The organism is Streptococcus sp. CL9.43, from assembly GCF_049737935.1.
GTDB lineage: Bacteria > Bacillota > Bacilli > Lactobacillales > Streptococcaceae > Streptococcus > Streptococcus infantis_I.
Window position 1 is genome coordinate 148071 of record NZ_JBKOTS010000002.1, and the last position, 18540, is coordinate 166610.

An 18540-nucleotide genomic window follows, 5' to 3' on the forward strand; every position below is an offset into this window, starting at 1 on the left:
TAAAGAACATAATTCATAACTTTAAACTACAGAAAGGATAGTTTAGTTATATAAAATAACTGAACACCTTTGTCTATAAAAAAACTACTCTATATTCTTTGAAAGGAGTTGAACACGCCCTAAATACTGTGTGAAAAAGATAAATTCTCTTGTGAGCATCGCTCCCTGCAAGAATTTCCTAATTTCACTTTGCATCTTACGGGCTTTGTATCTTATATGAGTAATATCCAAAATATGTCCTTAGAGGACATCATGGGAGAGCGCTTTGGGCGCTACTCCAAATACATCATTCAAGACCGGGCTTTGCCAGACATTAGGGATGGATTGAAGCCGGTTCAACGCCGTATTCTTTATTCGATGAATAAGGATGGCAATACTTTTGATAAGAGCTACCGTAAGTCGGCCAAGTCAGTCGGGAACATTATGGGTAATTTCCACCCACACGGGGATTCTTCGATCTATGATGCCATGGTTCGTATGTCTCAGGACTGGAAAAACCGTGAGATTCTAGTTGAAATGCACGGAAACAACGGTTCAATGGACGGAGATCCACCTGCGGCTATGCGTTATACGGAAGCTCGTTTATCAGAGATTGCAGGCTACCTTCTTCAAGATATCGATAAAAAGACAGTTCCCTTTGCTTGGAACTTTGACGATACCGAGAAAGAACCAACTGTCTTACCAGCAGCCTTTCCAAACCTTTTAGTCAATGGTTCGACAGGTATTTCAGCTGGTTATGCGACAGATATTCCACCGCATAATTTGGCTGAAGTTATCGATGCGACAGTCTACATGATTGATCACCCAACTGCTAAGGTTGATAAGCTCATGGAATTCTTACCTGGGCCAGACTTTCCTACAGGAGCTATCATCCAAGGTCGTGACGAAATCAAAAAGGCCTATGAAACTGGTAAGGGGCGTGTGGTTGTTCGTTCCAAGACTGAAATTGAGAAGTTAAAAGGTGGTAAGGAACAAATCGTTATCACTGAGATTCCTTATGAGATTAATAAGGCTAACTTAGTCAAGAAAATTGATGAAGTTCGTGTCAATAACAAGGTAGCAGGTATCGCTGAGGTTCGTGATGAGTCCGACCGTGACGGTCTTCGTATTGCTATCGAACTCAAGAAAGATGCGAACACGGAACTTGTTCTCAACTACCTTTTCAAGTACACTGACTTGCAAATCAACTACAACTTCAACATGGTTGCGATTGACAATTTCACGCCTCGCCAAGTTGGAATTGTACCGATCTTGTCTAGTTATATCGCCCACCGCCGTGAAGTTATCTTGGCGCGTTCTCGCTTTGACAAGGAAAAGGCCGAAAAACGTCTCCATATCGTGGAAGGTTTGATTCGTGTCATCTCTATTTTAGATGAAGTCATTGCTCTTATCCGTGCTTCTGAGAACAAGGCTGATGCCAAAGAGAACCTCAAGGTCAGTTATGATTTTACTGAAGAGCAGGCTGAAGCTATTGTTACCTTGCAACTATACCGTTTGACCAATACAGACGTAGTTGTCTTGCAGGAAGAAGAAGCAGAACTTCGCGAAAAAATTGCTATGCTGGCGGCTATCATTGGTGACGAACGGACTATGTACAATCTCATGAAAAAAGAACTTCGTGAGGTCAAGAGACAGTTTGCGACACCTCGTTTGAGTTCTTTAGAAGATACAGCAAAAGTGATCGAGATTGATACAGCTAGTTTGATTGCTGAAGAAGATACATACGTCAGCGTGACGAAGGCTGGCTATATCAAGCGTACTAGCCCTCGTTCTTTCTCAGCTTCAACGTTAGAGGAAATTGGTAAACGGGATGATGACCGATTGTTATTTATTCAATCTGTTAAGACAACTCAACATCTCTTAATCTTTACGACACTAGGAAATGTTATCTACCGTCCTGTCCATGAATTAGCAGATATTCGTTGGAAGGATATTGGGGAGCACTTGAGTCAAACAATTACCAACTTTGAAACTAATGAAGAAGTACTTTACGTAGAAGTTGTGGATCAGTTTGATGATGCGACGACCTACTTTGCAGCGACTCGTCTTGGACAAATCAAGCGTGTCGAACGAAAAGAATTCTCTCCATGGAGAACCTATCGTTCTAAATCTGTCAAATATGCTAAGTTGAAAGACGATAGTGACCAGATTGTAGCAGTTGCTCCGATTAAATTGGATGATGTTTTGTTGATTAGTAAAAATGGATATGCCCTTCGCTTTAATATCGAAGAGGTTCCAGTTGTTGGAGCCAAGGCTGCAGGTGTTAAAGCTATGAATCTGAAAGCAGATGATGAGCTTCAAGCTGCCTTTATCTGCAATACTTCATCTTTCTATCTGTTAACGCAACGTGGAAGCTTGAAACGTGTATCAACAGAGGAAATTCCAGCAACCAGTCGTGCTAAGCGTGGTCTTCAAGTTCTGAGAGAATTGAAGAGCAAACCACATCGTGTCTTCTTGGCCGGTGCTGTCTCAGAACAAGGATTTATCGGAGATCTCTTTAGTACAGAAGTAGAAGATGGCGAACAAACTCTTGTTATTCAATCCAATAATGGAACAATTTACGAAGCAATTCTGCAAGATTTGAATGTATCAGAGCGCACAAGTAATGGAAGCTTTATCTCAGATACTATTTCAGACGAGGAAGTTTTCGATGCCTATCTCAAAGAAGTCTTTAAAGAAGAAAAAGATAATTAATAAGAAAATCAGTCCTAGTGACTGATTTTTTATAAATAAAATTTTCAGAAAATTACAAATAATACTTGAATTTTTAGGAGAATAGTGTAGAATAGAACACAAAGCTTGATTAGAATAAAGGAGATTGTCATGACAGTTACGATCGATTGGGAAAATCTCGGTTTTTCCTATATGAAACTACCTTATCGTTATATCGCTTATTTTAAAAATGGACAATGGACTCAAGGAGAATTAACAGAAGATGCAACCTTGCATATTTCAGAATCATCTCCAAGTCTTCACTATGGACAGCAAGCATTTGAAGGATTGAAAGCCTATCGTACAAAGGATGGCAGTATTCAACTCTTCCGTCCAGATGAAAATGCTAAACGTCTCCAACGTACCTGTGATCGTCTCTTGATGCCTCAAGTGCCAACAGAAATGTTTGTAGAGGCTTGTAAAGCAGTTGTTCGTGCTAATGAAGAATACGTACCACCTTATGGAACTGGTGGAACCCTTTACCTTCGTCCGCTCTTGATTGGTGTCGGAGATATCATCGGGGTAAAACCAGCCGAGGAGTATATTTTCACTATCTTTGCTATGCCAGTTGGAAATTACTTTAAGGGTGGATTGGTTCCAACAAACTTCTTGATTCAAGATGAGTATGACCGTGCTGCACCAAATGGAACAGGAGCTGCCAAGGTCGGTGGTAACTATGCCGCTAGTCTTTTGCCAGGAAAAATGGCTAAATCCCGTCATTTCTCAGATGTTATTTATCTAGACCCATCAACCCACACTAAGATTGAAGAAGTTGGTTCAGCAAACTTCTTTGGAATTACAGCTGATAATGAGTTTGTTACCCCATTGAGTCCGTCAATCTTGCCATCGATTACCAAGTACTCATTGCTTTACTTGGCAGAGCATCGTTTAGGCTTGAAACCTGTTGAGGGAGATGTACCAATTGATAGTCTGGCTCGATTTGTAGAAGCAGGTGCCTGTGGAACAGCAGCAGTAATCTCACCTATTGGGGGAATCCAACACGGTGATGATTTCCATGTTTTCTACAGTGAAACAGAGGTTGGTCCAGTAACTCGTAAACTATACGATGAATTGACAGGTATCCAATTTGGTGACATTGAAGCACCAGAAGGCTGGATTGTAAAAGTAGATTAAAAATTATTAAAGGAGATCTTTATGAAAACGAAAAAGTGGATGTTAACAGCAGGAGTTGTCCTGAGTACAGCAGTTCTTCTTGTGGCTTGTGGTAAAGCTGATAAAGAAGCAGATGCGCCTACAACCTTCTCTTATGTCTATGGAGTAGACCCATCATCTTTGGACTACAGTATTGCAACTCGTACTTCAACAACGGATATTATTGGTAACGTTGTTGATGGATTGTTGGAAAACGACGAATATGGAAATTTGGTCCCTTCACTAGCAGAAGACTGGAGTGTCTCACAAGACGGTTTGACTTATACTTATAAACTTCGTAAAGGAGTTAAATGGTATACCTCAGAGGGTGAAGAATACGCTGAAGTAACTGCGCATGACTTTGTTACAGGACTAAAACACGTAGCAGATGGTAAATCAGACGGTGTCACTCTTATTCAAAACTCCATTAAGGGCTTGAATGAATATATGACTGGTGAGACTAATGACTTCTCTACAGTTGGGGTTAAGGCATTGGATGACTACACAGTCCAGTATACTCTTAATGCACCTGAAAGTTTCTGGAATTCAAAAGTGACTTCAGCAACCATGTTGCCGGTAAACGAGGAATTCCTCAAAGCTTCAGGCAAGAACTACGGAGCAGTAAGTCCATCTGGTATTCTTTATAACGGTCCGTATATCCTGAAGACATTGACTTCAAAATCTTTAATCGAATACGAAAAGAACCCAAATTATTGGGATAAAGAGAAGGTTAAAATTGAGAAAGTAAAATTGACCTACTATGATGGTTCAGACCAAGAATCATTGATCCGTAGCTTCTCTTCAGGTGTTTATACAACAGCTCGTATCTTCCCAAGTAGCTCAAACTTTGCTTCTACATTGGAACAATACGGAGATAAAATCACATACAGTCCACAGGATTCAACTAGTTATTACTTTACCTTTAATGTAAACCGTCAATCTTACAATAAGACTGCGAAAACAAGTGAAGAACAGAAAACTTCTACAAAAGAAGCGATGTTGAACAAGGACTTCCGTCAAGCAATCAACTTTGCCTTCAACCGTCATTCATATGCTGCACAACTCAATGGTGAAGATGGTGCGGACAAGATTATTCGTAACAGTCTAGTTCCAGATAACTTTGTACAATCTGGTGGTAAAAACTTTGGTGATATCGCTCAAGCAGAATTGGTCAACTATGGAGACCAATGGAAAGGCGTTGAGCTTGTAGACGGAAAAGATACTATCTACAATCCTGACAAAGCTAAGGCTTCATTCGAGAAAGCTAAGAAAGAATTGGAAGCAAAAGGTGTAACCTTCCCAATTCATTTGGATGTTCCAGTTGAACAGACAGATACAATCGCCGTTCAACAAAGCAATTCCTTCAAACAATCAATCGAGTCAACTCTTGGTTCTGAAAATGTCGTGATTGATGTCCTTCAGATGACCGATAACGAAAAGGAAAGTATTACATCGCAAGCGCGTGTTCCAGCTCAAAAAGACTATGACTTGAACAGTACTGGATGGGCTCCAAGCTACCAAGACCCAGCAAGTTATCTTAATATCATGGATCCTAAGACAGGTTCTGCTATGAAACACCTTGGTATTACGAAAGGCAAAGACAAGGAAGTAGTAGCTCAACTTGGTCTGGACGAATATAAGAAACTCTTGGATGATGCAGTTTCTGAAACAAACGATTTGGACAAGAGATATGAAAAATATGCCAAAGCGCAAGCATGGCTCACTGATAGCTCTCTCTTGATGCCAACAGCTTCATCAGGTGGTTCACCAGTTGTTAGCAACGTCGTTCCATTCTCTAAACCATACTCACAAGTAGGTATTAAGGGTGATCCATATATCTTCAAGGGAATGAAATTGCAAAAAGAAATTGTATCTGCTAAAGAATATCAAGCAGCTCTTGAAAAATGGCAAAAAGAAAAATTGGAATCAAACAGTAAATACCAAAAAGAACTAGAAAGTCATGTCAAATAAAACAGACTAGTATTTTTGGAATAAAGGGGCCTATATGGAATGGATTAAACTAATAGGGATAGCTATCATTGTGGTTGGTTTTATCTATAAATTAGATACCATCGCAACGGTAGTCTTAGCTAGTTTAGTTACAGCTCTAGTTTCTGGAGTTTCTCTTGTTGAGTTCTTGGAAATTTTAGGAAGAGAATTTAGCAATCAACGAGTTCTTACGATTTTTATGGTAACCTTGCCCTTGGTTGGTTTATCTGAAACTTTTGGACTCAAGCAACGTTCGATTGACTTGATTCAAAAGATTAAAGGACTGACCGTAGGAAGTTTTTATACAATTTATTTCTTTTTTCGGGAACTCGACGGGTTCTTTGCCATTCGTCTAGGAGGGCAGCCGCAGTTTGTAAGGCCTCTGGTTCAACCCATGGGACAAGCAGCGGCAGAGTCACAATTAGGTAGAAAATTAACGGAGCAGGAGAGCGAAGCGCTAAAAGCACGTGCAGCAGCAAATGATAATTTTGCAAATTTCTTTGCTCAGAACACTTTCGTCGGTGCAGGTGGTGTCCTCTTGGTGGGGGGCACTCTGGACCAATTAGGTTACGAAAGTAATTATGCAGGGATCGCTTCGGATTCTCTTATTGTTGCAGGAGTTGCCCTACTTGTGGTAGGGATTTACAATTACTTATTTGATAGAAAACTGCTAGCGAATAAGCTTAGTAAAGGAAAAGAAGAATGACCAATCTAGCAAGACAGTTATTAGAGTTAACCTATATTGTGATTGGTTGTCAATTTCTTCACACGGCCTATTGTAGCTACAAAGACAAAACAAACCCAGTTCGATATGGAACAGCTGGGTTTTGGGCTTTATTGGGAATCAGTTTTATTGGTGGTTCCTATCTACCATCTATCTGTATTGGAATTATCGTAGTGCTCTTAGCCCTACTAACACTCTTTAAACAGGTTCGTATCGGAACCTTGCCGTCTCTGAATGAAGTCAAGGCAAATATTGAAGCTAAACGGTTGAAGAATAAAATTTTTATTCCGGTCATGTTGATGGCTTTGATTGCTTTAGTATTAGCAAAAATGATCCCTGAGTTTAGTAAGATTGCTATCAGCCTTGCAGCATTTCTTGCAACCATCTCTCTTTTATTGATTACTAAAAGTTCTCCTAAAAGCTTGCTGGCAGAAAATAATCGCATGGTTCAACAAGTCTCAACTAGTGGGATTGTTCCCCAACTTTTAGGAGCTTTGGGGGCTATTTTTACTGTAGCTGGAGTTGGAGATTTAATGTCACATCTGATAAGTGGTTTTGTGCCTTCGGGGAGTCGGTTGATGGGTGTAGTGGCTTATGTGTTGGGGATGGTTCTATTTTCAATGATTATGGGAAATGCCTTTGCGGCCTTTACTGTCATTACTGCTGGAATTGGTGTTCCCTTTGTATTTTCCTTGGGAGCAGATCCAATCATGGCGGGTGCTCTTGCTATGACAGCAGGTTGTTGTGGGACTCTATTAACCCCAATGGCTGCCAATTTCAATACTCTACCTGTGGCCCTTTTGGATATGAAAGATCCAAATGGCGTTATCAAAGCGCAAATAGGAGTAGCTATTGTCATGATTATCATACATGTATTTCTGATGTACTTTTTGGCATTTTAGTAAAGGAAATAAAATGAGAATATTAGTTACAGGATTTGATCCTTTTGGTGGTGAAAAAGTCAATCCAGCTCTAGAAGCTGTTAAATCATTACCGTCTGAAATCAATGGTGCAGAGCTCCATTGGGTAGAAATCCCAACGGTCTTTTATAAATCAGCAGAGGTTTTAGAAGCAGAAATAAATCGATACCATCCAGATGTTGTGCTTTGCATTGGACAAGCAGGAGGAAGAGCGAGTTTAACTCCTGAGAGAGTTGCTATCAATCAAGATGATGCTAGAATTCCAGATAACCAAGGAAATCAACCGATTGACACTCCAATTCGCCTTGATGGAGAAGCCGCCTATTTTAGCACACTCCCTATCAAAGCAATGGTACAAGCCATAAAAGAAGAAGGGCTACCTGCTACAGTATCCAATACAGCTGGAACCTTTGTTTGCAATCATCTGATGTATCAGGCTCTCTATTTAGCGGATAAGAAATTTCCCAATATGAGAGCAGGATTTATGCATATTCCCTATATGACAGAGCAAGTGGTAAATAAGCCTAATACTGCATCCATGTGCTTAAGAGATATTGTCCGAGGTATCGAAGCTGCTATTGGTGCTATCGTGGACCATAAAGATAAAGATTTGAAGTTGGTCGGAGGGACGACTCACTAATGATTCAATTTTCAAATTAAAAAAATATTCCTTAAACTCTCTGTCAAGATAAGCATGGTAGAGAGTTTTTTCTTGCTAGATTAGGGAATTTCTTGTAAAATAGAAAAAGTGAAAAGAGGTATGGTATGAGCAAAAAGGATAAAAAAATTGAGATTCAATTGTCAGATGCTAAAGTAGTAGTTGGAAAAGATAAGTACGCTGGTTATACTTTAATGATTGGTAAAAAGTTAATCGGCGAAATTGCCGAACTAGACAACCAATTTGCAATCATAAAGAATGGAAATGTCGATAGTTTTTACAAGAATCTTGAAAAAGCTGTGGAAATATTGATTGAGAACTATAATTTAGCAAAATAATGCTTGTTTTTTGCAAATTTTCATGATATAATAGTTTTCGTTGATTGTCGGAGAGATAGCGAAGAGGCTAAACGCGGCGGACTGTAAATCCGCTCCTTCGGGTTCGGGGGTTCGAATCCCTCTCTCTCCATATCATCAATGGGGTATAGCCAAGCGGTAAGGCAAGGGACTTTGACTCCCTCATGCGTTGGTTCGAATCCAGCTACCCCAGTTCTTAGGTAATAAATTCAAGATAAAAAGAAAAATATCTTAGGGTATTTTATTTTTATAATTGAAGGACGTTCGAGATGTTCATGTCGTTGCGGGTGCTTAGGAAAAAAATTATAAGTATGTCAAGTTAAAAAGACTTGATTGTTGGAGGATTTTTTAGATGAATGAATTTGAAGATTTGCTAAATAGCGTTAGCCAAGTTGAACCTGGTGATGTTGTTAGTGCTGAAGTATTGACAGTTGATGCTAATCAAGCTAACGTTGCAATCTCTGGAACTGGTGTTGAAGGTGTCTTGACTCTTCGCGAATTGACAAACGATCGCGATGCAGATATCAATGACTTTGTAAAAGTAGGTGAAGTATTTGATGTTCTTGTACTTCGTCAAGTAGTTGGTAAAGATACTGATACAGTAACATACCTTGTATCTAAAAAACGCCTTGAAGCTCGCAAAGCATGGGACAAACTTGTAGGACGCGAAGAAGAAGTTGTTACAGTTAAAGGAACTCGCGCTGTTAAAGGTGGACTTTCAGTAGAATTTGAAGGTTTGCGTGGATTTATCCCAGCTTCAATGTTGGATACTCGTTTCGTACGTAACACTGAGCGTTTTGTAGGTCAAGAATTTGAAGCTAAAATCAAAGAAGTTGACCCTAAAGAAAACCGCTTCATCCTTTCACGTCGTGAAGTTGTAGAAGCAGCTACTGCAGCAGCTCGTGCAGAAGTTTTCGGTAAATTGGCTGCTGGTGATGTAGTAACTGGTAAAGTTGCTCGTATCACAAGCTTCGGTGCTTTCATCGACCTTGGTGGTGTTGACGGATTGGTTCACTTGACTGAATTGTCACACGAACGTAACGTTTCACCAAAATCAGTTGTAACTGTTGGTGAAGAAGTAGAAGTGAAAATCCTTGACCTTAACGAAGAAGAAGGACGTGTATCACTTTCACTTAAAGCAACAACACCTGGACCATGGGATGGCGTTGAGCAAAAATTGGCTAAAGGTGACGTTGTAGAAGGTACAGTTAAACGTTTGACTGACTTCGGTGCATTTGTTGAAGTATTGCCAGGTATCGATGGACTTGTTCACGTATCACAAATTTCACACAAACGTATTGAAAATCCAAAAGAAGCTCTTACAGTTGGTCAAGAAGTTACTGTTAAAGTTCTTGATGTTAATGCTGATGCAGAACGTGTATCACTTTCTATCAAAGCTCTTGAAGAACGTCCAGCTCAAGAAGAAGGACAAAACGAAGAAAAACGTGCTCCACGTCCACGTCGTCCAAAACGTCAAGAAAAACGTGACTTTGAACTTCCTGAAACTCAAACGGGATTCTCAATGGCTGACTTGTTCGGAGACATCGAACTTTAATCAATCAGAACTAATTATAAATCCTTTGTTGTAAAACAAGGGATTTTTCTTTTTTCAACTAGTATTTTTTGATATAATGGATTTATGTTACATTCCGAAAAAGAATCAATTTACCAAATTGTAAATGAACAACTCTCTAGTCTTTTAGAAGGGGAGACCAATGTGGTGGCTAATCTATCGAATGCCAGTGCTCTCTTAAAAATGAACTTTCCTCGTACTGTCTTTGCAGGTTTCTATTTATATGACGGAAATGAGCTTATTTTAGGCCCTTTTCAGGGTGGAGTCTCATGTGTTAGAATCGCTCTCGGAAAAGGAGTTTGTGGTGAGTCAGCGGCTAGCCGTCAAACAGTTATCGTTGGTGATGTCAAGACTTATCCAAATTATATTTCTTGTGATAGTAGTGCTCGTAGCGAGATCGTACTTCCAATGGTAAAAAATGGACAGCTTCTGGGTGTATTAGATTTGGACTCATCTCATGTTGATGATTATGATGAAATTGATCAACGCTATTTAGAAGAGTTTGTGTCCATTTTACTAGATAAGACAGAATGGAATTTTTCAATGTTTGAGGAGAAAGCATAATGTATCAGGCGCTTTATCGAAAATATAGAAGTCAAAATTTTTCACAGTTAGTGGGCCAGGAAGTTGTTGCTAGAACTCTTAAACAGGCTGTGGAACAGGATAAGATTAGTCACGCCTACCTATTTTCAGGGCCTCGTGGAACTGGTAAGACTAGTGTGGCTAAGATTTTTGCTAAGGCTATGAACTGCCCTAATCAAGTAGGGGGAGAACCTTGTAATAACTGTTATATCTGTCAAGCTGTTACGGATGGAAGTTTAGAAGACGTTATCGAAATGGATGCTGCTTCTAATAATGGGGTTGATGAAATTCGTGATATTCGTGATAAATCAACTTATGCTCCAAGTATAGCTCAGTATAAGGTTTATATCATTGATGAGGTTCATATGCTTTCGACAGGTGCCTTTAATGCCCTTTTGAAAACACTGGAAGAACCAACTCCAAATGTAGTTTTTATTTTGGCTACGACTGAGCTTCATAAAATTCCTGCAACTATTTTGTCTCGTGTACAACGATTTGAGTTCAAGTCCATTAAGACTCAGGATATTCGAGATCATATCTTCCAGATTTTAGAAAAAGAAGGGATTGATTACGAAACAGAAGCTGTTGAAATTATTGCTCGCCGAGCTGAGGGTGGTATGCGGGATGCCTTGTCAATTCTAGACCAGGCATTAAGCTTAACCCAAGAAGCTACATTGACAACTGCAGTCTCAGAAGAAATCACTGGTACCATTAGTTTAAGTGCCTTGGATCATTACGTAGCTGCTTTAGCTCAAAAGGATGTACCGGGAGCCCTTCAAAATCTTGATCTGATTTTTGAGAATGGAAAGAGCATGACACGTTTTGTAGTCGATTTGCTGCAATATCTACGTGATATCTTAATTGTTCAAGCAGGCGGAGAAAATACACATCATAGTGATGCATTTGAGAAAAACTTAGCTCTTCCGCAGGATGTCTTGTTTGAGATGATTAGTCTTGCTACTAGGAGTCTAGCTGATATTAAGGCAAGCCTACAACCTAAAATTTATGCCGAAATGATGACTATTCGTTTAGCAGAAATTGATTCTCAACCAGAACTTTCAGGTGAGGTGGCTGAGGAATTGTCTTCTCTTCGAGAAGAAGTTGCACGATTGAAACAAGCTCTTGCTAATGTTGGTTCTAATCCCAAACAAACTGTTTCTACACTAAGTCGTCCGACTAACAGTAAATCAATCTATCGTGTAGATCGAAATAAGGTACAGTCTATTCTTCAAGAAGCAGTAGAAAATCCAGACTTAGCCCGTCAAAACTTAATCCGTCTTCAGAATGCTTGGGGAGAAGTCATTGAAAGCTTATCTGGTCCAGATAAGGCACTCTTGGCTGGTTCTAAACCAGTTGCTGCTAATGAACATCATGCGATTTTGGCTTTTGAATCGAATTTCAATGCTGGTCAAACCATGAAACGAGACAATCTAAACACTATGTTTGGCAATATTCTTAGTCGCGCTGCTGGATTTTCTCCAGAGATTCTTGCTATTTCTATGGAAGAATGGAAGGAAGTTCGAGCTGCATTTTCAAGCAGAGCTAAAGGTTCTCAAGGACAAGTCGTGAAGGATGAGACTGAGGAGTCAATTCTTCCTCAAGGCTTTGAATTTTTAGCAGATAAAGTGACTATAGCTGAAGATTAAAGGGAATTGGTGGTAAAAGACTATGAACAGACAACAATTTATTATCATGGCCTTATTTACTGCTGCTGAGACTTATTTCTTTAATGAATCCATCATGGAGCAACGGTATATCGTGGCCTTGCTTTGGGCTATTTTGATCCTGAGAAATTTTCGCGTGAGTTATATCATGGGTAAAATTGTGAGCGCTATAGATGATCATTTTCAAGGGAAGAAGTAGCTCCTAGCTTCTAGACAAAATCAAAGCCTTTTAGGCTTTTTTTTGTTATACTATTAAGGTATATTTATTGACATTTTACTGTGTTTTTTTAGGGATTTAAAAAGGTTAAATTTCAGGTAAATACAGTAAAAAGGATGAAAAGAAAGGAACAATCATGTCAGTATTAGAGATCAAAGATCTTCACGTTGAAATTGAAGGAAAAGAAATTTTAAAAGGGGTCAATCTGACTCTTAAAACAGGGGAAATTGCAGCCATCATGGGACCAAATGGTACCGGTAAGTCTACTCTTTCAGCTGCTATTATGGGGAACCCAAACTATGAAGTCACTAAAGGTGAAGTCTTGTTTGACGGTGTAAACATCCTTGAATTGGAAGTGGATGAGCGTGCGCGTATGGGACTTTTCCTTGCCATGCAATATCCATCAGAAATTCCTGGGATTACCAATGCTGAGTTTCTTCGTGCAGCTATGAATGCTGGTAAAGAAGATGATGAGAAGATTTCAGTTCGTGAATTTATCACTAAGTTAGACGAAAAAATGGAATTGCTCAACATGAAAGAAGAAATGGCAGAGCGTTACCTCAATGAAGGTTTCTCAGGTGGTGAGAAAAAACGTAACGAAATTCTTCAACTCTTGATGTTGGAACCAACTTTCGCCCTCTTAGATGAGATTGACTCTGGTCTTGATATTGATGCCCTTAAAGTTGTCTCTAAAGGTGTGAATGCTATGCGTGGTGAAGGTTTTGGTGCTATGATCATTACTCACTACCAACGTCTCTTGAACTATATCACGCCAGATGTAGTACACGTGATGATGGAAGGTCGTGTTGTTCTTTCTGGTGGTCCAGAATTGGCTGCACGCTTGGAACGTGAAGGATACGCGAAACTAGCTGAAGAACTTGGCTATGACTACAAGGAAGAATTGTAATTCCCTCGTATCTTTTAGGAGAAGTAAATGACTAAAGAAACTATTAAACTTTTTTCAGAAATGCACGCTGAACCAAGCTGGTTGTCAGACCTCCGTCAAAAAGCTTTTGATAAGATTGAGAGTTTGGAATTGCCAGTCATTGAGCGTGTAAAATTTCACCGTTGGAATCTTGGTGATGGTACCATCACAGAAAGTGAACCATCAGCAAATATTCCTGATTTCACTGATTTAGATAATCACTTGAAATTGGTGCAGGTTGGAACTCAAACAGTTTTTGAGCAAATTCCAGTTGAGTTGGCTGAACAAGGAGTGGTCTTTACAGACTTCCATTCGGCTTTAGAAGAAATTCCGGAACTCGTAGAAGAATTTTTCATGTCATCAGTAAAATACGACGATGACAAATTGGCAGCCTACCACACAGCTTACTTTAATAGTGGTGCTGTTCTCTATATTCCAGACAATGTAGAAATCACAGAACCAATCGAAGGAATTTTCTACCAAGATAGTGATAGTGATGTGCCATTTAACAAGCATATTCTGATCATTGCAGGTAAAAACTCTAAAATCAGCTACCTCGAACGTTTAGAATCACGCGGTGAGGGTAGCGCTAAGGCGACTGCTAATATCACTGTTGAAGTGATTGCACGTTCTGGTGCTCAAGTGAAATTTGCTGCAATTGATCGTCTTGGTGAGAATGTTACTGCCTACATTAGCCGTCGAGGTAAACTAGGTAACGATGCAAGTATTGACTGGGCCATCGGTGTCATGAACGAAGGAAATGTTGTTGCTGACTTTGATAGTGATCTACTTGGAAATGGTAGCCATGCAGACCTCAAGGTCGTAGCTCTTTCAAGTGGTCGTCAGGTGCAAGGGATTGATACTCGAGTAACTAACTATGGTTGCAACTCTATCGGTAATATTCTTCAACATGGTGTTATTCTTGAAAAAGCAACTTTGACTTTCAATGGTATTGGCCACATCATCAAGGGTGCTAAGGGAGCAGATGCCCAACAAGAAAGCCGTGTTCTCATGCTTTCAGACCAAGCACGTTCCGATGCCAACCCAATTCTTTTGATTGATGAAAATGATGTCACTGCAGGTCACGCGGCTTCTATTGGACAAGTTGATCCAGAAGACATGTACTACCTCATGAGCCGTGGCTTGGATAAGGCAACTGCAGAGCGTTTGGTTGTCCGTGGTTTCCTTGGATCTGTTATCGTTGAGATTCCAGTCAAAGAAGTTCGTGATGAAATGATTGCGACGATCGAAGAAAAATTGTCAAAACGCTAAGGGGAAGCCTATGTTAGATGCAGAAGCTATTCGCAAGGATTTTCCAATTTTAGATCAGATTGTTAATGACGAACCTCTGGTTTATTTGGATAATGCTGCGACGACACAAAAACCACTAGCTGTTCTGGAAGCCATTAACCGCTACTATGAACAGGACAATGCCAATGTCCACCGAGGTGTTCACACCTTGGCAGAGCGTGCAACAGCATCTTATGAAGCTGCTCGCGAAACCATTCGCAAGTTCATCAACGCAGGTTCGACAAAGGAAGTACTCTTCACTAGAGGAACTACGACCAGTCTTAACTGGGTGGCGCGTTTTGCTGAGGAAATCTTGACTGAGGGAGATCAGGTCTTGATTTCTGTCATGGAACACCATTCCAATATTATTCCATGGCAGGAAGCTTGCCGAAAGACTGGGGCAGAGCTTGTTTATGTCTATCTCAAAGATGGAGCTCTGGATATGGATGACTTGCGTTCTAAATTGACTGACAAAGTCAAATTTGTTTCACTAGCTCATGCATCAAACGTTCTTGGAGTGGTTAATCCTATCAAAGAAATCACACAAATGGCTCACCAAGTTGGAGCCATCATGGTGGTAGATGGTGCTCAATCTACGCCTCATATGAAGATTGATGTACAGGATTTGGATGTGGACTTCTTTGCCTTTTCAGGTCACAAGATGGCTGGTCCGACTGGCATTGGTGTTCTTTACGGTAAAGAAAAATATCTGGAGCAAATGTCGCCTGTTGAGTTCGGTGGCGAGATGATTGATTTTGTTTACGAGCAATCTGCTAGTTGGAAGGAATTGCCTTGGAAATTCGAGGCCGGAACTCCCAATATGGCAGGTGCCATTGGACTTGCAGCGGCCGTGGATTATCTTGAAAACATTGGCATGGATGTCATTGAAGCCCATGAACAAGAACTAATTGCATACGTCTTTCCAAAATTGCAGGAAATTGAAGGATTGACCATTTACGGTTCGCAAGATTTGGCTCAACGTTCAGGTGTCATTGCCTTTAACCTAGGTGACCTTCATCCTCACGACCTTGCGACAGCTCTGGATTATGAAGGTGTAGCAGTTCGTGCCGGTCACCATTGCGCTCAACCCTTGCTCCAGTATTTGGATGTTCCAGCAACAGCTCGTGCAAGTTTTTATATCTACAATACCAAGGCTGATTGCGACAAGCTGGTCGATGCCTTACAAAAGACAAAGGAGTTTTTCAATGGCACTTTCTAAACTAGATAGCCTTTATATGGCAGTGGTAGCAGACCATTCGAAAAATCCCCATCACCAAGGGAAATTAGAAGATGCTGAGCAAATTAGTCTCAACAATCCGACCTGTGGTGATGTGATTAATCTCTCTGTTAAGTTTGGTGCTGACGATCGTTTGGAAGATATCGCTTTTCTAAACTCAGGCTGTACCATTTCAACGGCCTCTGCTAGTATGATGACAGATGCAGTTTTAGGAAAGACCAAGCAAGAAATCCTAGATCTTGCGACCATTTTTTCTGAAATGGTTCAAGGTCAAAAGGATGAGCGTCAAGATCAACTTGGAGATGCAGCTTTCTTATCAGGAGTTGCTAAATTCCCTCAGCGAATCAAATGCGCAACCCTAGCTTGGAATGCCCTTAAAAAAACAATTGAAGACCAAGAAAACAAATAAGACAAGCTTTCTTTGTCTTATAAATCATTAGAAATAAAGAATGAAAGAAAGGATATTATGGCTGAAGAAAGAGTAGAACCAAAACCAATTGATCTTGGTGAATATAAATTTGGTTTCCATGACGATGTAGAGCCTGTCCTATCGACAGGAAAAGGATTGAATGAAGATGTCATTCGTGAACTATCAGCTGCTAAGGGAGAACCTGAGTGGATGTTGGAATTCCGTTTGAAATCTTATGAAACCTTCAAAAAAATGCCCATGCAAACTTGGGGAGCAGACTTGTCAGAGATTGACTTTGATGACTTAATCTACTACCAAAAACCATCTGATAAACCAGCCCGTTCCTGGGATGATGTACCTGAAAAGATTAAAGAGACCTTTGAACGGATTGGGATTCCAGAAGCTGAGCGTGCCTATCTAGCTGGAGCTTCTGCCCAGTATGAGTCAGAAGTGGTTTACCATAACATGAAGGAAGAATTTGAGAAGTTAGGAATTATCTTTACAGATACAGATTCTGCCCTCAAGGAATACCCAGACTTGTTTAAGCAATACTTTGCGAAGTTAGTACCGCCGACGGATAACAAGTTGGCTGCCCTCAACTCAGCAGTATGGTCTGGTGGAACCTTTATCTATGTACCAAAAGGTGTCAAGGTAGATATTCCACTTCAAACCTACTTCCGTATCAACAATGAAAATACTGGTCAGTTTGAACGTACTTTGATCATCGTTGATGAGGGAGCAAGTGTTCACTACGTGGAAGGATGTACAGCGCCAACTTATTCAAGTAACAGCTTGCACGCAGCTATTGTAGAAATCTTTGCTTTGGACGGAGCTTATATGCGTTATACAACCATCCAAAACTGGTCTGATAATGTCTATAACTTGGTAACAAAACGTGCCAAAGCTTTGAAAGATGCGACAGTTGAGTGGATTGATGGAAACTTAGGTGCCAAAACAACTATGAAATATCCATCTGTTTACCTTGATGGAGAAGGAGCGCGTGGTACCATGCTTTCGATTGCCTTTGCCAATGCAGGGCAACACCAAGATACTGGTGCCAAAATGATCCACAATGCTCCACATACGAGCTCGTCTATTGTCTCTAAATCTATCGCTAAAGGTGGAGGTAAGGTAGACTACCGTGGACAAGTAACCTTTAATAAAAACTCTAAGAAATCTGTTTCTCACATCGAGTGTGACACCATTATCATGGATGACTTGTCAGCATCTGACACCATTCCATTTAATGAAATCCACAACTCGCAAGTTGCACTTGAGCACGAAGCTAAGGTATCTAAGATTTCTGAAGAACAACTCTATTATCTCATGAGCCGTGGCTTGTCAGAGACTGAAGCAACTGAGATGATTGTAATGGGATTTGTAGAGCCCTTCACCAAAGAACTTCCAATGGAATACGCAGTTGAGCTCAACCGCTTGATTAGCTACGAAATGGAAGGATCAGTTGGGTAAAACCCAAAAGGAGAAGCAAATGGGATTCTTAAAGCGATTGTTTGGAACGATTGAAAAAGTGAATAAGGGAGAAGCACCGATTGAAGAGTTGGATCAGGCATTTGTTTTTGATCTTGAAGCAGAAGCAGATGATTATTGGAGACAAACGGAAGAGCTTCTCTTGATAAACGCTGTAAAAGCTGCTGGTGGTCCAGAGGCAGTGGAACGTGCTTTTGTTCTTACCAATTTTAAGAAAAATCAAGAAACCTTTGAACTCTTTTATCAGGTAGATGGTCAATTACTTTCTTGGCGAGAGATGGACGCAAGTGTTGTAGATAAAATCAGCAATCAACTTCTTCCACAAGCATCAGAAGTTGCCCAAGCAGTAAATGAGAATTATGAAGAGGCAAATGTACCGGTAATCGACTACGCTATGCTTCAGTTTGAAACTGCAACCATGGCTTGGTTTGGACGGAAGCATACAACAGCTTCTCCTGAAGCCAAATTGACTTTTGAAGAATTGGTATCTGGTTGGCGCGCTGTTTTGGAAAAAGAAGTACCAAATCGTCCATTAGATAGTGACCGTCCTTTCCCATACTACGAAGTATAATAACTGTTGAATTTTAACTAAAAATAAAAACTGAGCAAATATTACATTTGTTCAGTTTTTTTAGATACAAATT

Annotated in this window: 17 protein-coding genes and 2 tRNA genes; all 19 read left to right on the forward strand. The window is 40.2% G+C overall.

Going from position 1 to position 18540, the window contains the following annotated elements:
• The first annotated feature begins 216 nt into the window (after positions 1-216).
• Positions 217-2694 (forward strand): DNA topoisomerase IV subunit A, encoded by a 2478-nt coding sequence (parC, locus tag ACLNCS_RS03910; RefSeq protein ID WP_424847295.1) that lies wholly within the window; start codon positions 217-219, stop codon positions 2692-2694.
• A gap of 129 nt (positions 2695-2823) precedes the next feature.
• Positions 2824-3846, forward strand: a complete 1023-nt coding sequence (locus tag ACLNCS_RS03915) for a branched-chain amino acid aminotransferase (RefSeq protein WP_414312016.1) — start codon at positions 2824-2826, stop codon at positions 3844-3846.
• Positions 3847-3867: 21 nt separating this feature from the next.
• Positions 3868-5835 (forward strand): peptide ABC transporter substrate-binding protein, encoded by a 1968-nt coding sequence (locus tag ACLNCS_RS03920; RefSeq protein ID WP_214261766.1) that lies wholly within the window; start codon positions 3868-3870, stop codon positions 5833-5835.
• A 34-nt stretch (positions 5836-5869) separates the two neighbouring features.
• The gene (locus ACLNCS_RS03925; protein ID WP_424847297.1) at positions 5870-6559 is read left to right on the forward strand and encodes a DUF969 domain-containing protein; all 690 of its coding nucleotides are present in this window, start codon (positions 5870-5872) and stop codon (positions 6557-6559) included.
• Positions 6556-7479, forward strand: coding sequence for a DUF979 domain-containing protein (locus ACLNCS_RS03930; RefSeq protein ID WP_004253222.1), 924 nt, complete (start codon positions 6556-6558; stop codon positions 7477-7479). Before ACLNCS_RS03925 ends, ACLNCS_RS03930 begins: the two co-directional genes overlap by 4 nt.
• 13 nt (positions 7480-7492) lie before the next feature.
• Positions 7493-8137, forward strand: coding sequence for a pyroglutamyl-peptidase I (pcp, locus tag ACLNCS_RS03935; protein WP_424847300.1), 645 nt, complete (start codon positions 7493-7495; stop codon positions 8135-8137).
• A 125-nt stretch (positions 8138-8262) separates the two neighbouring features.
• A complete protein-coding gene (locus ACLNCS_RS03940; protein WP_070677178.1) occupies positions 8263-8493 on the forward strand; it encodes a DUF2969 domain-containing protein in 231 nt (76 codons plus the stop codon).
• A gap of 49 nt (positions 8494-8542) precedes the next feature.
• Positions 8543-8623, forward strand: a tRNA-Tyr gene (locus tag ACLNCS_RS03945).
• Between the two features lie 9 nt (positions 8624-8632).
• Positions 8633-8704 (forward strand) — tRNA-Gln (locus tag ACLNCS_RS03950).
• Between the two features lie 159 nt (positions 8705-8863).
• Positions 8864-10066, forward strand: coding sequence for a 30S ribosomal protein S1 (rpsA, locus tag ACLNCS_RS03955; protein ID WP_004253232.1), 1203 nt, complete (start codon positions 8864-8866; stop codon positions 10064-10066).
• 84 nt (positions 10067-10150) lie between these two features.
• Positions 10151-10648: a GAF domain-containing protein gene (locus ACLNCS_RS03960; RefSeq protein ID WP_070677179.1), complete on the forward strand. Its 498-nt coding sequence runs from the start codon at positions 10151-10153 to the stop codon at positions 10646-10648.
• On the forward strand, positions 10648-12312 hold the full coding sequence (dnaX, locus tag ACLNCS_RS03965) for a DNA polymerase III subunit gamma/tau (RefSeq protein ID WP_424847303.1): 1665 nt from the start codon (positions 10648-10650) through the stop codon (positions 12310-12312). The genes ACLNCS_RS03960 and dnaX overlap by 1 nt, the downstream gene beginning before the upstream one ends.
• A 22-nt stretch (positions 12313-12334) precedes the next feature.
• Positions 12335-12529 (forward strand): DUF3272 family protein, encoded by a 195-nt coding sequence (locus tag ACLNCS_RS03970; RefSeq protein ID WP_004253242.1) that lies wholly within the window; start codon positions 12335-12337, stop codon positions 12527-12529.
• 154 nt (positions 12530-12683) lie between these two features.
• The gene (sufC, locus tag ACLNCS_RS03975; RefSeq protein ID WP_000114489.1) at positions 12684-13454 is read left to right on the forward strand and encodes a Fe-S cluster assembly ATPase SufC; all 771 of its coding nucleotides are present in this window, start codon (positions 12684-12686) and stop codon (positions 13452-13454) included.
• A 27-nt stretch (positions 13455-13481) separates the two neighbouring features.
• Complete coding sequence (gene sufD, locus ACLNCS_RS03980; protein WP_070677181.1) at positions 13482-14744, forward strand: Fe-S cluster assembly protein SufD; 1263 nt, start codon at positions 13482-13484, stop codon at positions 14742-14744.
• 10 nt (positions 14745-14754) lie between these two features.
• Positions 14755-15981, forward strand: a complete 1227-nt coding sequence (locus tag ACLNCS_RS03985; protein WP_070677182.1) for a cysteine desulfurase — start codon at positions 14755-14757, stop codon at positions 15979-15981.
• Positions 15968-16408, forward strand: coding sequence for a Fe-S cluster assembly sulfur transfer protein SufU (gene sufU, locus ACLNCS_RS03990; RefSeq protein WP_070677183.1), 441 nt, complete (start codon positions 15968-15970; stop codon positions 16406-16408). Before ACLNCS_RS03985 ends, sufU begins: the two co-directional genes overlap by 14 nt.
• Positions 16409-16465: 57 nt before the next feature.
• Positions 16466-17878: a Fe-S cluster assembly protein SufB gene (gene sufB / locus ACLNCS_RS03995; protein WP_004253255.1), complete on the forward strand. Its 1413-nt coding sequence runs from the start codon at positions 16466-16468 to the stop codon at positions 17876-17878.
• Between the two features lie 19 nt (positions 17879-17897).
• The gene (locus tag ACLNCS_RS04000; RefSeq protein ID WP_414256824.1) at positions 17898-18467 is read left to right on the forward strand and encodes a hypothetical protein; all 570 of its coding nucleotides are present in this window, start codon (positions 17898-17900) and stop codon (positions 18465-18467) included.
• Positions 18468-18540: the final 73 nt, after the last annotated feature.

Bases quoted from the DNA above. Each gene is read 5' to 3' on its own strand.
- parC (WP_424847295.1), top strand. From the start codon at position 217: ATGAGTAATATCCAAAATATGTCCTTAGAGGACATCATGGGAGAGCGC.
- ACLNCS_RS03915 (WP_414312016.1), top strand. From the start codon at position 2,824: ATGACAGTTACGATCGATTGGGAAAATCTCGGTTTTTCCTATATGAAA.
- ACLNCS_RS03920 (WP_214261766.1), top strand. From the start codon at position 3,868: ATGAAAACGAAAAAGTGGATGTTAACAGCAGGAGTTGTCCTGAGTACA.
- ACLNCS_RS03925 (WP_424847297.1), top strand. From the start codon at position 5,870: ATGGAATGGATTAAACTAATAGGGATAGCTATCATTGTGGTTGGTTTT.
- ACLNCS_RS03930 (WP_004253222.1), top strand. From the start codon at position 6,556: ATGACCAATCTAGCAAGACAGTTATTAGAGTTAACCTATATTGTGATT.
- pcp (WP_424847300.1), top strand. From the start codon at position 7,493: ATGAGAATATTAGTTACAGGATTTGATCCTTTTGGTGGTGAAAAAGTC.
- ACLNCS_RS03940 (WP_070677178.1), top strand. From the start codon at position 8,263: ATGAGCAAAAAGGATAAAAAAATTGAGATTCAATTGTCAGATGCTAAA.
- rpsA (WP_004253232.1), top strand. From the start codon at position 8,864: ATGAATGAATTTGAAGATTTGCTAAATAGCGTTAGCCAAGTTGAACCT.
- ACLNCS_RS03960 (WP_070677179.1), top strand. From the start codon at position 10,151: ATGTTACATTCCGAAAAAGAATCAATTTACCAAATTGTAAATGAACAA.
- dnaX (WP_424847303.1), top strand. From the start codon at position 10,648: ATGTATCAGGCGCTTTATCGAAAATATAGAAGTCAAAATTTTTCACAG.
- ACLNCS_RS03970 (WP_004253242.1), top strand. From the start codon at position 12,335: ATGAACAGACAACAATTTATTATCATGGCCTTATTTACTGCTGCTGAG.
- sufC (WP_000114489.1), top strand. From the start codon at position 12,684: ATGTCAGTATTAGAGATCAAAGATCTTCACGTTGAAATTGAAGGAAAA.
- sufD (WP_070677181.1), top strand. From the start codon at position 13,482: ATGACTAAAGAAACTATTAAACTTTTTTCAGAAATGCACGCTGAACCA.
- ACLNCS_RS03985 (WP_070677182.1), top strand. From the start codon at position 14,755: ATGTTAGATGCAGAAGCTATTCGCAAGGATTTTCCAATTTTAGATCAG.
- sufU (WP_070677183.1), top strand. From the start codon at position 15,968: ATGGCACTTTCTAAACTAGATAGCCTTTATATGGCAGTGGTAGCAGAC.
- sufB (WP_004253255.1), top strand. From the start codon at position 16,466: ATGGCTGAAGAAAGAGTAGAACCAAAACCAATTGATCTTGGTGAATAT.
- ACLNCS_RS04000 (WP_414256824.1), top strand. From the start codon at position 17,898: ATGGGATTCTTAAAGCGATTGTTTGGAACGATTGAAAAAGTGAATAAG.